A 12,171-nucleotide genomic window follows, 5' to 3' on the forward strand; every position below is an offset into this window, starting at 1 on the left:
TTATATCTCCTTACTCCATTTGTATTGACGGCCCAATTGGTCAGCGGCCATAATCGCCGATGCTACCGCTTCCTCCGAAATCGGGAATGGCATCGAGTGGATGGATTCTTCGGCAATACATGCCTTTTTGGCCACTTCAAGCAGTTCCTCGTAGGTCACATGCTCGACGCCGATATCTTCCAGACATACAGGAAGACCGATCGACAGACAGAAGTCCAGCACTTCCTTCATTTCGTTCCTATCGGCATTCTCAAGCACCAATTGAGCAATCGTACTGAAGGCTACCTTCTCGCCGTGATAATAATGATGCGTTCCTTCCAGAGCCGTCAAGCCATTGTGAATCGCGTGAATCGCTGCCAAACCTCCGCTCTCGAAGCCTAGTCCCGATAACAGAATATTCGTCTCGATGATATTCTCAAGCGCAGGCGTCACGATGTTTTGATCGCAGGCCAGTTTCGCTCTGTACCCGTTCTCAAGCAGCGTTTCATAGCATAGCTTGGCAAGTCCCAGCGCGGTAATCGTCCCTTTGGCTTCACCGCATACGCCCTCGCGAACGCCGCATGGCAAACCGGCATTAACATTGGAATACGATTGCGCCGTTGCTCTTGCTTCGAAATAGGTAGAGAGCGCATCCCCCATGCCAGCGACAAGGAATCTAGTCGGCGCTTTGGCAATAACCGTCGTATCAATCATGACAACGCTAGGACTTTGTTTGAAATAAGCATAATCATCGAATTCGCCTTCCGGGGTATAGAGGACCGCTGAATGGCTTGTCGGCGCATCGGTTGCCGCAATCGTCGGAACAATGATCAGGGCCTCACCTTCGGCCACGCATTTTGCCGTATCAATCGCTTTGCCTCCGCCGAGGCCAATCGTGCAAGCACATTGATGCTCCTTCGCCAATGCTTGCAATCTGGCAACCTCCTGCCGGGAACATTCCCCACGGAAGCCGCTTTCAACTAGCGTTATATTAAATTTCTGTTTTGTTGACTCCAATTTGTCTTTCACCCGTGCAACATCATCGGGATGGGCAATCAGCAGGGCGGAATCTCCGAATGTCTTTACAAAATAACCCAAATTCAACAGTTCGTTCTCACCCTGCACATATTTTGTCGGGCTGATAAACGCTCTTCTCATGATCATTCCTCCTACGTAAACTATATTAATTATTATAGGTTGTACTTATTCGGGAAGCATGAAACAATGAGGTCGGAATAAAGCGTTTTCTTATCGTGTTTTTTTGTCATCCCCATGGAAAATTGTATTATCTTGTTCTTCAGTGGAACCATTCGCTATAATATTCAATAGAGTTTCTATAACTTTTCATAGGAGAATGTTGTCATGTCCAAATCCCGATATGATTTAGAAGAAATCATTGATTTGGAGAAATGGGAGAAGCTGCAGGATTCCTTATCGCTTGTGACCAAAATGGCGATCCTTACGGTTGATTACAAGGGCGTTCCCGTCACCAAGCACAGCCACTGTCAGCCTTTCTGCCAAGGCGTTCGCCAGGATTCCCATCTCTCTTCATATTGTCAAAAATGCGACGCGCGAGCCGGCATTGAAGCGGTTCGCCAAAACAAACCATATATCTATTTATGCCATTTCAACATTATCGATATCGCCATCCCGATCATTATCGATAACCAATATCTTGGTGCGATTATGGCCGGACAGCTCAAGCTCCGAGAACCTGATGCTCCGATGCTGGAGCAGATCGTATCTCGGCCGCCCAATGTGGAGTCAAACCGGAAGTTCAAGGAACTCGAAGGGGATTACGATGCACTGCCCGTCTTATCCTATGATGAGGTGACGAAGTGCGTGGATCTGCTGCTGCAATTAAGCACCTATATCGTGGAGGAAGCGATTCAGAAGCATACCACGATTGATTTGTACAAAAAAGTGCTCTCGTCCCAGATGGATGCGCCAGCTTCCGTGGAAGCTTTTAAGGAGTCGGATCGTGCGGTCCGCAGCATCCAATCCATGCAGCAGGAGCTGTCAGGTGCGCTGATCGATACCAAATTGAAGAATGGCGCTGGGCGGTTCGTCTCGTCGAATGCCGTACTTCAGCCCGCATTTGACTATATTTTTGCGCATAAGCATGAGAACTTCAGCCTGAAGGAGATGGCCAAGCTTTGCCATATCAGTCCCAGCTATTTCAGCCGCATCTTTACGAAGGAAACAGGTGAGAATTTCTCCGTCTTCATTGCCAGGCTTAAGATTGAATGGGCCAAGCAGCTGCTGGAATCCACCGATTCGCCGATCCATCAAGTGAGCGATGATTTAGGATTTTGCGATACGGGCTATTTCATTAAAACGTTCAAAAAGTTCGAGCACCTCACCCCGGCCGTGTACCGGAACTTGTATGCCGGGCTATCAGCTAAGTGACCGTTCTGCCTACCGATCATTCCAAGTAACCCCCTTCGCTCATAAACGAAGGGGGTTCCTACGATGGCCGTTATTCAATCAGCCGGTTAACGGGAGTTGCTCTGATTCCGGTAGTCATCCACAACAATAGAGTATAATTTCAGATCTTCATGGTTCCCTTTTACGAATATCGTCTGTCTTAATAAACCTTCATAGGACATGCCGGCCTTTTCCATCACTCTGGCTGATCCTAGGTTTGACGGCAGACAACTTGCCTCGATTCTAACCAGCTTCATTCTTTCAAATCCAAAAGAGATGATGGTCCTGATCACTTCGGTCATGTAACCACGATTCCAATAATCCTTGGACAGAGCATACCCCAATTCCGCTTTAGCATGTCGGACATCCCAAGCCATAAACCCTGAGGTTCCAATGACCTTTCCGGTTTCTTTGTCCACGATTCCCCAAGGGGCCACAGCATGCTGGCTGTATTTATGCAGGACCCTCATTAAATAGAGACGGGTATCTTCCATCGTTTGATGCGTCGGCCATGCCGTATATCTCGATACCTCCTCATCAGAGCCGTAATGAAATATATCCTGTTCGTCTTCGCTCCTCAGTTTTCTTAATATCGTTCTGTCTGTTTCTAACGTAGGGAGATCCGAAAAGACATCTTCGATCTGCATATCATTCACCCTCCACAGCTTTCATCATATCCTTTAACAAAGTTTCGGATATCGTGTCACGATTGGATGCGTTCATACTTAGAATCCTGACTTCCTTCCGATATTTGATGATGTCTATTTCAGGATGGCTCTCCAGAGGAATGGTCCCCAGAACAATCCGGGAACCTGAAATAATCGCTTGTACTATTTTTTGAAAAGACGAAGATAACATCTGCATAAAACCAATTTCGTCGATAACGATGATTTTCTTGGAGGACAAGGCGTCCTCTAATATTTTCACGGCAAAATCCTCGAATGCCTCTACATCCATTCCGTATCTTCCAATACGAGTGCTGCTAGGGTTTTCTACATGTGCAATCTCGATGCTTTCCCCACAAACGGATACGCATTTAAAACCGATTCGACCACTCGAATTCGTGATTTCCTCCGTATAGAATCCACCGCAAAGATCCGGACCGATGGCATTGATAAGTTGTTTGATCATCGTCGTTTTACCGATCCGAGGTTCCCCTGTCAGTAAAAATGCGTGCTTGGCCTCCAGGCGTTCCCCGTCCATCCTATATAACAACTTATAACGAGGCGGGTTCAAATCCCATGTCTCATACGGGACTAAGCGGTCTGCATTCATTGCATCAAGCGTGCGTGATTTGACATGGGGTCTCTTTATGTATTCATCCATATTCGTATCGTGCAGATCTATAAATTTGGCCTCCAGAATTTCTTCCGGTTGAATGGTTATTTCTCCGCTAACATATTCCGCATGAAAAACGACAGACATAACATGAAGCCTCTCGTTGTAATAGACGCCGGATATGCCTAAAGGACGTATAACGACTCCTGTTTCCTCCAGAAACTCTCGGCATACCGCCGAATCTAACGACTCGCCAGCATCAACGAAACCTCCGGGCATTTCCCACGTATCCGAACGAACATGAGTACGAACCATTAAAACATGTCCATCCTCATTCTTAACAAGTGCTGAAACCTCAACGAAATGTTTGGACTGATCATGCATCTTATAATACCATCCGTTTCTTGATTAATGTTTCGCTCAAATGACTGCTCAAGCGTAAATTATAGTGCGAATCAAGTGATTCCATAATTATACATTCGCTAACCAAGGGCGATAGTCCTGCGGCTTAAATGGATATCGATTTATATTCCGATTTCCTGCATTTTCAGCATAACTTTCTTGACCCTGCCATCCATATCCGTTCCCACAAGCTTTGGAAGCTTGAGTTCGCCGACCACTTTCCCATCGCGCATAAACATAATGCGCTCCGTCCGCGCCGCAACATGTGCATCGTGAGTGACAAGCATCACCGCCGTACCGTCTGCATTGATCTCCGAGAATAGGTCCATGATTTCCTGAGCGGATATGGAGTTGAGCGCTCCCGTTGGCTCGTCGCCGAAGATAATTCGCGGGTTGTTCATCAGTGCCCGGCATATTCCCGCACGCTGAAGTTGACCACCCGAAACCTGGGTGATGTTCCGTTTTTCAAGCTCTGCGATGCCTACCCTTTTCATAAGCTCCCTCGCCTTCATCGAAATGGTCGCGGCGTTTTTACGGTTATCCCGCATGGAAGGAAGAATGATATTGTCGAGGATATTCAAATTTTTCAGCATCGTCGGCTGTTGGAATACAAAACCCATTTGGGTTCTGCGTAAATCTGCAAGCTCATTCTCCCCAAGCGTCGATAAATCCTTGCCCTCAAAAACGACTTTTCCGCCATTCACGCCATCCGTCCCGCTCAGTGCAAACATTAGCGTGGATTTGCCCGAGCCTGATGGTCCCATAACAGCTACGAACTCGCCCTCGTGTATACTGGCGGACACCCCGTCCAGAACATTGCGCTGTTCGCCACCCTCGCCGAAAGACTTGACGATATCCTCACCGATAATCATCTTTTTCATCTGCCTACTCCTTTATATTTTCGGATATTTTGATACGTCCTGCGCCCGAAGTGCCGATCATGGTTGCGATAAGTACCGCGGTTATCATCATAAGCGGGCTGTACAGATACGCCGAAAGCGGATTGACCACAAAATGAAACGCTGACGCTCCAAACGAAGAGATAACCGCACCCGCAAGCCTTTCTCCGAGCGTGTTCGCCAGAAGCGTTCCAAGAACAATGCCGACCATCAGAACAAATACCGAACGCGAAGCATATTGCACCTTTATGTCCGAGTTCGTGAAACCGAGGGCTTTCATAACGGCAATGGAATATCTGTCCTTCGCAACAAGCATTTTTATAAACATCAGGGTAATCAGTACCGATATCATCAGCGCAACAGCAATTGCAGCGTCCGAGGCCTTCTTAACAGCATTTATCGTTGAGCCGAATGTCTGCGTAATAAATTCATCAATATCTGAAATCTTCGCAAAATCAAACCTGTCCGCGTAGTCTGAAATCTTAGCGCCGATAAGAGATATATCCGAAAGTTCAACGCAGATGATGCTCCACATCATATCCGCCGAATTGTCGGTGAATACCGCCTTTGCGGTTTTGCCGCCGTTGGTAATGTCGGAATATATCCCGCTCACCGTCAGTTCCTTCTCCTGTCCCTCTATTACCAGTGTAATGACATCGCCGACCTTCTTGCTTAGTTCATCGGCATTTATAGCCGACAGTGCAATTTCATCCTCTGCAGCGGGTGCTCTGCCAATGGAATAAGCAATCGGGAATATGGAATGGTCGCCGAGTTCGATTTTTATGTTTTCCTCAGAACCGTCTTCTGTTCTGATGTTAAAGACTTTTGTTGTAAGGACGGCAACCTTGGATATGGCGGGGTCGCTGCTCATCTCATTTCGTAGTTCAGCCGTTTTTTCTGAAATGTTATCGGTCTGCTGTATGTCAGCACGTAGATCATAGTTTCCGATCCCCATATATTGCGTGAAACTTGTAGAGGAGATGGTGTTGTACAAATTCTGTGGAACCATCATGATAAATGCTGAAATCACCAGTACCGTTAGGCTTGTAGCATAAAGCTTTTTCCTTGCGAGAACGTCTTTGATGCCGAGGAACACATTCGTATTCAACAGCCTGTTTCCACTTAGATTAAAACGGCTGGCGCCTGAGCTTTTGTCCTGCGAAGTCCCAAAGCGTATAGCTTCTGCAGCGGATATGTTCCGAAAACGTTTCAACACTGTGTTTACATAGGCGATGATGGCAAGGAATACAAGCAGTATGCCGGTAATTCCGAACAACAAAGCATAAGCGGAATTTTCACTTTCTCCCATAAACAGCCGTATATTTTCAAGAAGCATGCCTTTGAACATAAACGACAGTGCAAAACCGAGCATACAACCCGCCGCCGCAATCGCTGCGTATTTCGCGAGATACATCTTCTTTATGTCGGAAACACGCAGCCCAATTGCCTTCATCACGCCAATCTCGCGGTAGTCGTCTTCGATTTTCGCCAGGAGCGTAAATCGTATGCACATCAATGCGATGGCCACGACAAGCGCGCTCACAAGAAGTATAACCGCGATCATCAATCCATCGGAAAGTGCGTTCATCATTTTGAAAAGCTTGTATGTAACGGTTGGTCCGTTTGCTTCAAGGCCTGCGGAGGCGTAAGCCGTTTCAAATGAACCGAGCTCGGATAGATCCTTTAATCTAAACTCAATCAGATACTCCGTGCTGCCAAGGCTCTTAATTTCCGCATAATCATGTTTATGTACAAGAAATCTTTTGGAGGAGGAGAGCGTAGAGTTCATCTGTGAATCCCGGAGGAATCCTGCAACGATAAACTCCTTCCCGCTAATAACCGCCAGATCACCGAACTTGGTTGTTCCATCCCTCATATAGCTTACCGGAACATACAACTCGCCGATGGCAGGTTTGATGATGTTTCCGTCGAGATCAAGCAGATAATCGAATTTTTGGCTCTGCATGCTAAATCCGTTATCCTGGACACTATTCGCAAGCGAATGCTCGCCTAATCGTATCCGCGCACCATCCATATTGAGAAATTCCATCACTTGAACGTCATCCACATTGTGATGCTGCTCCGCAAAAGCTGAAAGCCGCGCAGAATCTATTTCACCGGAATGCATCTGCATAAAATGCGGGGTTTTGGCTTGTATCATCAATGTGTTCAGCGCACCCGTGAGATTGACGACGAGGATCGCCGCAAGCGAAACAAGCATAGCCGCCGCAGCGACAAATATCATGGTCGTTAGCGTAATGGCCTTGCTTTTTAAAAGATCATTGCGGATTATTCTGGAGTACATAAAACACCTCTGCTTTCACGCATTTTAACCGCCTTAACTTATACAGAATGACCGAAGTCACACATAACAGCATCCCGGCGATAATCATGAGAAATGCCATCCCTCTGCCGAGGCCCGCCGATGATATTCCCCACACTATCCGTTTATTCATGGCTGCTTTCGTCTCCTCCACCAAACATCTGCATGACGTCCATAAGACTCCCGCTTGCCGCACCGAGCAGCCTTTCTACGTTGCAAACAAAGGCCAGCATTCGTGTGCCGCGCTCTTCATTCGTCAAGGTAATCATATCGTCATCAAAAACGGTATTCGCATAGATCACAACCATTTCCATGCATTCATACGGAAACGGCGTGCTGAACATCCCCTGCTCAATGCCTTCGCGGATGATTCCCGTCAGGATCGGCGGAACTCGGTTGATGATGACCTTTTGTATTTTTTGGTGCATAAGCGCGTTCTGCGGCTTGTGAATATGCTCCATAATCTCCTTGCTGCTTCCGCCGCTTAAGTTCAGAGCCATAACAACGCGAATCACGCGCTCGACTACGGGTATCGTCTTGTCTGCGGCAATGACCTGCGCTGCATCTAGAAGACCGTCACTATACCGATCAATCAGCGCATCCATAATATCCTCCTTCGACTTGAAGTGATGATACAAGGTTCCCCGCGCAATGCCAACCTTTCCAAGAATATCGTTTGTACTTGTGCCGTCAAAGCCCTTCTGAGCAAACAGCTCATCCGCTGCATCAAGGATCTCGTTCCTGCGTTCCTCCGCTTTTTTTACAACTCTCATGGTTACACCCCCTCACTACAGACCGACTGCCTGTCGGTAATAGAATAACAGATTTCCTGTTATTGTCAAGATGTTTTTAAGTGAATCTAGGTGGGGGGGCCCCCTCACCTATTCTCTGAAACATATTCATCCCTTAAAAGGCCATAATACACAAGGTCTTCGTATTGATCCCATTTTCGAACATGCTGTCTTAATCGTCCTTCGTATTTCATTCCTAACTTTTCCATGACTTTACCCGATGCAGGGTTCTTACCCAGATAACGGGCAAATATGCGGTGTAATTTCATTTCGTCAAACGCATACCTAACGATACCTCTTGCCGCTTCCGTACAATATCCATTGTTCTTATACGGTCTCCCAATCCAATATGCAAGTTCACCATGATCAAACTTACGAGTACATCCAATACATATTGCGCCTATTACATATTGTTCTTCTTTATGTACAATGGCCAGTTCCAGTGATCGGTCTTCATGAAAGTTATGAGCATGTGTTTCAATCCATTGTTCTGCCATCCCATCCTCATACGGATGCGGGATATACAATGTTGTTTCCGCAATATAGGGATCCCCTGCTAATTGTTGAACGACTTTGGCATCTTCTATACCGAAAGGCCGTAATATCAATCTTTCCAATGGAATGGTCGGCAGTTTCTTCATATAGGTCTCCCTCCTTGTTTTGGCAATCGAATCGTGAACGTAGTGCCTTGTGAAGGCTCACTTTCTACATTGATTGCACCGTCATGGGCCTGAACCAGCTTGTAGACAATCGCCATTCCGAGTCCCGTGCCATCTGATGAAGATTCCGTGGTGGTGCCCCGGTAATATTGCTGGAATAGATGTTCCAACATATGAGCCGGCATACCTACGCCGTTGTCCATGATGCGGATCGCAGCATGCTCTCCTTCGTCCGTAATCTGTACATAAATATCCGTATGTTCAGGATTGTGGAGGATGGAGTTCATCATCATATTTTGCAGGATGCGCTGCATGAATTTCGAATCAAAATCAACCTGGATGGCAGGCGAATCCGCTTGAAAATGCAAATGATAGCTGCTCGCTTGCGGGTTGTTGCTAATATCGGCAACCACCCGTTTTGTAAATTCGACGATATCTTGATTCGTCTTCTGTAACGGCAAAGCGCCGTCGGCGCGATTGAGCTGTGTGACGAGGCTTAAATCTTGAATCAACTCTTCCATATGCTTTCCCTTGTCGTCCATTTCCCGGATGAAAGAAATCGCCTCTTCCTTCGACCATTCGTACTGGTCATTCAATAAGAGGGCCGAGTAGCCTTTGATATAGGTTAAAGGTGTTTTCAAATCATGAGAGATCCCCGCAATCCATTCCTGCTTGGCTTCTTCGATTTGGGTTCGCTCGACTTCGTTCGCTTGCAAAATACTGCCCAAGGAATGAAGATGCTCAAGCACCTCCTGATACAGGCGGAACCGCATGCGAAGCTTCCCTTTTCGGGTATATATTTTGGACAAATTGGCTGGCTGCTTGTAATTGTCCTGCGAGAGTCGATGAATCCACGCCATGATGAAGCCGATCGGGCCGCCAAAATACCATCCAAACAAGACGATGCACAGCAACGTGCTGATACCAAAGACCCATCCTACAACGAGCCCTTCCTCATCCATACTGACATGGATATCGAGTAAGGGGAGAAAGCCTTCAATCATAATAACGACGAGCAAGCCCGTCCCAAGCATCCATAAGATAAGCCCTAATGCTAAATGGATCGTAAATCGAGTCTTTATTCGCATGACAGTGCCTCATTCGGGGGAATGAATTTATAACCGATTCCGCGCAAATTCACGATGATTTTTGGTTTTCGGGTATCATCGCCGAGTTTTTTTCGCAGCTTGGAGATATGGATCGTGACCGTTTTTTCTTCCCCGTACACATCATTTCCCCATACCAATTCGTAGAGCTGCGCCGTCGTGAAGATATGATTCGGATGTTTACAAAAGAAATGCAGCAGCTCCAGCTCCTTCGCCGTGCATTCTACAGATTGACCCTGCACGGTTAACGTTGCCGATTCAGGATGAAAAGAGAAGTACCCGTAATCGTACGCCGTGTTTTGTTGATGTGCATTCTCCGTAAGCCTTTGCCGGCGAAGGATCGCCTTGATTCGGGCAATGACCTCCATCGGATTAAACGGCTTGGTAATATAATCGTCTCCGCCGATCCCTAAACCTGTTAATTTGTCGAAGTCGGTGGAACGCGCGCTAATAAAAATAATCGGTGCATTCGTATGTCTACGGATCTCCGTACAGAGCTCAAAACCGCTTAGATCCGGGAGCATAATATCGAGCAATATCATATCATATGCCTTTTCTTTGATGCGCTGCAGCGCGCCTTTGCCCGATGATACGGTATCGATATTCGTGAAGTTCTCTTTCCGAAGCGTGATCTCCAATAACTTCAAAATACCGATTTCATCATCAACAGCTAGTATGGTTGCAGATCCCATTGCGATTTTCTCCTCACTTTAAACTTATCCTGCGAATTCATTTTCTATCTTACTCTATTTAAAAGGTTACGAGATTACTCTATGTAAAATGTTACGAGTTTTTTCCACAGTGTTTACTTTATTTTTACTTTCATTCCCTAAGCTTAGTGTAGCACATCATTAAGGGAGGAAATCACAAGTGAACGCCGCCATTAAAATCAATGAAGTAAGCAAGGCATTCAAGGGCACAGAAACCATTACCAACGTCAATATGAGTATCAGCAGAGGAGAAATTTACGGGTTTTTAGGTCCGAATGGGGCCGGTAAAACAACCATTATGAAAATGATCTTAAATCTGGTAAAACCGTCTTCCGGTAATATCCAAGTATTCGATCAGCTGGTTCTGCCAACATCGGTTGAATACTTAAAAAGAATTGGCAGCATCATTGAATATCCCGTGTTTTACGACAGGCTGACAGCAGAGGCTAATTTGGCGCTTCATTGTAGATACATGGACTATCGCGATAAGACTGCGATCAAGGAAGCGCTTGAGATCGTAGGTCTTCAGGGTGTGGGGAAGAAAAAAATCCATGAATTCTCTTTAGGAATGAAGCAGCGGTTAGGGATTGCGCGCGCGATTGTTACGAAACCCGACATTCTCATTCTGGATGAACCCATCAATGGGCTTGACCCAATCGGGATTAAGGAAATGCGGGAGCTTTTCTTGCATTTAAAGGAAAGATACGGAACGACTATTTTAATTTCGAGTCATATCGTATCCGAAATCGAATCGGTCGCCGATACGATTGGCATTATTCATCAGGGGAAACTATTAAAGGAAGTCAAGATGGAGGACATCCGAAGACAATATGCCGGATCGTTAGAAGAGTACTTCATCCATCTCATTCATGGAGGCAAACGATATGCTTAAACTCATACAGCTTGAATGGCAAAAAAGTAACATAACCCGTTATTTTAGAGGATTAGCCGTTTGTATTGTGGTAATTTTCGCCGCCGTTACATTGATGGCGCTGGGCTCTCAGAGTGAGAACGAACCCATGAATTATGCGGATTTCATGTCTTTATCGGATATTTTGATTAGAATTACGTATATCATTTTCTCAAGTGTGATTATGTCACGTTTGGTTATTGAAGAATACAAGAGCAGCATGATCCAAGTGTTATTCACCTACCCCCTGCAGCGAAAAAAAATCATGAAAGCCAAGCTATCGATTGTGTTTGGATTTTGTTTGTTCAGCATCATCCTCACTACGTATATGATCAATCTATCAACGTACTTCTTGAACCCGATAATAGGGTTGTTTGACGCGCCGATTCGTATCGATGACATGGTGGATGCTATTCCATCAACGTTGATCAACGCATTCATGATCGCCGGAATCAGCCTGATTCCTTTAACTATTGGTATGAGAAAAAAATCAACGGCTACCACGATAACCTCGGCTGTCATCATCGCCTTCTTGATTAACGCTACCGTGTCCGACGGGGGAAGTTCGACCAGTCTGTTTCAGTTTATCGCCATCCCGATTGCTCTCTGCCTGCTTGGCCTGATCCTTGGCTATCTTTCTTTTTATAAAGTGGATCGAAGCGACGTGGCCTAAAAACTTTACCGTAC

General features: G+C 46.1%; 13 protein-coding genes and 1 pseudogene. 3 read left to right on the top strand and 11 right to left on the bottom strand.

The genetic code is table 11. The features are described 5' to 3' along the window. Complete coding sequence (locus MKY82_RS23800; RefSeq protein WP_071221806.1) at positions 1–1,137, bottom strand: glycerol dehydrogenase; 1,137 nt, start codon at positions 1,135–1,137, stop codon at positions 1–3. A 204-nt stretch (positions 1,138–1,341) separates the two neighbouring features. On the opposite strand from MKY82_RS23800, the gene MKY82_RS23805 reads away from it, so the two are divergent. After that, positions 1,342–2,388, top strand: a complete 1,047-nt coding sequence (locus MKY82_RS23805; protein ID WP_194543808.1) for a PocR ligand-binding domain-containing protein — start codon at positions 1,342–1,344, stop codon at positions 2,386–2,388. Positions 2,389–2,474: 86 nt separating this feature from the next. Here MKY82_RS23805 and MKY82_RS23810 read toward each other — a convergent pair whose 3' ends face one another. The 10 genes and pseudogenes from MKY82_RS23810 to MKY82_RS23855 all read right to left on the bottom strand — a co-directional run bounded on the left by MKY82_RS23810 (position 2,475) and on the right by MKY82_RS23855 (position 10,556). After that, positions 2,475–3,053 carry a GNAT family N-acetyltransferase gene (locus tag MKY82_RS23810; protein WP_071221808.1) on the bottom strand — a complete coding sequence of 193 codons (579 nt, stop codon included), beginning with the start codon at positions 3,051–3,053 and terminating at the stop codon, positions 2,475–2,477. A 1-nt stretch (position 3,054) separates the two neighbouring features. Next, complete coding sequence (locus MKY82_RS23815) at positions 3,055–3,609, bottom strand: nucleoside-triphosphatase (RefSeq protein ID WP_259445687.1); 555 nt, start codon at positions 3,607–3,609, stop codon at positions 3,055–3,057. Next, positions 3,607–4,068 (bottom strand): annotated as a pseudogene (locus MKY82_RS23820) (NUDIX hydrolase); the annotation flags it as partial. The pseudogene MKY82_RS23820 and the gene MKY82_RS23815, both read right to left, overlap by 3 nt. Before the next feature lie 140 nt (positions 4,069–4,208). Next, positions 4,209–4,967, bottom strand: a complete 759-nt coding sequence (locus MKY82_RS23825) for an ABC transporter ATP-binding protein (RefSeq protein ID WP_339294517.1) — start codon at positions 4,965–4,967, stop codon at positions 4,209–4,211. Positions 4,968–4,971: 4 nt separating this feature from the next. Then, complete coding sequence (locus MKY82_RS23830) at positions 4,972–7,290, bottom strand: ABC transporter permease (RefSeq protein WP_339294518.1); 2,319 nt, start codon at positions 7,288–7,290, stop codon at positions 4,972–4,974. Further along, positions 7,265–7,441 carry a hypothetical protein gene (locus tag MKY82_RS23835; protein WP_220684397.1) on the bottom strand — a complete coding sequence of 59 codons (177 nt, stop codon included), beginning with the start codon at positions 7,439–7,441 and terminating at the stop codon, positions 7,265–7,267. The genes MKY82_RS23830 and MKY82_RS23835 overlap by 26 nt, the downstream gene beginning before the upstream one ends. After that, positions 7,434–8,081 (bottom strand): TetR/AcrR family transcriptional regulator, encoded by a 648-nt coding sequence (locus MKY82_RS23840; RefSeq protein ID WP_220684396.1) that lies wholly within the window; start codon positions 8,079–8,081, stop codon positions 7,434–7,436. Before MKY82_RS23840 ends, MKY82_RS23835 begins: the two co-directional genes overlap by 8 nt. 104 nt (positions 8,082–8,185) lie before the next feature. Then, the gene (locus MKY82_RS23845) at positions 8,186–8,740 is read right to left on the bottom strand and encodes a GNAT family N-acetyltransferase (RefSeq protein ID WP_194543815.1); all 555 of its coding nucleotides are present in this window, start codon (positions 8,738–8,740) and stop codon (positions 8,186–8,188) included. Further along, positions 8,737–9,846 (bottom strand): HAMP domain-containing sensor histidine kinase, encoded by a 1,110-nt coding sequence (locus MKY82_RS23850; protein ID WP_194543816.1) that lies wholly within the window; start codon positions 9,844–9,846, stop codon positions 8,737–8,739. The genes MKY82_RS23845 and MKY82_RS23850 overlap by 4 nt, the downstream gene beginning before the upstream one ends. Beyond that, positions 9,837–10,556: a response regulator transcription factor gene (locus tag MKY82_RS23855; RefSeq protein WP_339294519.1), complete on the bottom strand. Its 720-nt coding sequence runs from the start codon at positions 10,554–10,556 to the stop codon at positions 9,837–9,839. The genes MKY82_RS23850 and MKY82_RS23855 overlap by 10 nt, the downstream gene beginning before the upstream one ends. Positions 10,557–10,734: 178 nt before the next feature. On the opposite strand from MKY82_RS23855, the gene MKY82_RS23860 reads away from it, so the two are divergent. Beyond that, the gene (locus tag MKY82_RS23860) at positions 10,735–11,466 is read left to right on the top strand and encodes an ABC transporter ATP-binding protein (protein ID WP_339294520.1); all 732 of its coding nucleotides are present in this window, start codon (positions 10,735–10,737) and stop codon (positions 11,464–11,466) included. Continuing rightward, positions 11,459–12,157, top strand: coding sequence for an ABC transporter permease (locus MKY82_RS23865; RefSeq protein WP_339294521.1), 699 nt, complete (start codon positions 11,459–11,461; stop codon positions 12,155–12,157). Before MKY82_RS23860 ends, MKY82_RS23865 begins: the two co-directional genes overlap by 8 nt. The last annotated feature ends 14 nt before the right edge of the window (positions 12,158–12,171 follow it).

The organism is Paenibacillus sp. FSL W7-1279 (assembly GCF_037969845.1).
GTDB lineage: Bacteria > Bacillota > Bacilli > Paenibacillales > Paenibacillaceae > Paenibacillus_AQ.

Bases quoted from the DNA above. Each gene is read 5' to 3' on its own strand.
- MKY82_RS23800 (WP_071221806.1), bottom strand. From the start codon at position 1,137: ATGAGAAGAGCGTTTATCAGCCCGACAAAATATGTGCAGGGTGAGAAC.
- MKY82_RS23805 (WP_194543808.1), top strand. From the start codon at position 1,342: ATGTCCAAATCCCGATATGATTTAGAAGAAATCATTGATTTGGAGAAA.
- MKY82_RS23810 (WP_071221808.1), bottom strand. From the start codon at position 3,053: ATGCAGATCGAAGATGTCTTTTCGGATCTCCCTACGTTAGAAACAGAC.
- MKY82_RS23815 (WP_259445687.1), bottom strand. From the start codon at position 3,609: ATGGACGGGGAACGCCTGGAGGCCAAGCACGCATTTTTACTGACAGGG.
- MKY82_RS23825 (WP_339294517.1), bottom strand. From the start codon at position 4,967: ATGAAAAAGATGATTATCGGTGAGGATATCGTCAAGTCTTTCGGCGAG.
- MKY82_RS23830 (WP_339294518.1), bottom strand. From the start codon at position 7,290: ATGTACTCCAGAATAATCCGCAATGATCTTTTAAAAAGCAAGGCCATT.
- MKY82_RS23835 (WP_220684397.1), bottom strand. From the start codon at position 7,441: ATGAATAAACGGATAGTGTGGGGAATATCATCGGCGGGCCTCGGCAGA.
- MKY82_RS23840 (WP_220684396.1), bottom strand. From the start codon at position 8,081: ATGAGAGTTGTAAAAAAAGCGGAGGAACGCAGGAACGAGATCCTTGAT.
- MKY82_RS23845 (WP_194543815.1), bottom strand. From the start codon at position 8,740: ATGAAGAAACTGCCGACCATTCCATTGGAAAGATTGATATTACGGCCT.
- MKY82_RS23850 (WP_194543816.1), bottom strand. From the start codon at position 9,846: ATGCGAATAAAGACTCGATTTACGATCCATTTAGCATTAGGGCTTATC.
- MKY82_RS23855 (WP_339294519.1), bottom strand. From the start codon at position 10,556: ATGGGATCTGCAACCATACTAGCTGTTGATGATGAAATCGGTATTTTG.
- MKY82_RS23865 (WP_339294521.1), top strand. From the start codon at position 11,459: ATGCTTAAACTCATACAGCTTGAATGGCAAAAAAGTAACATAACCCGT.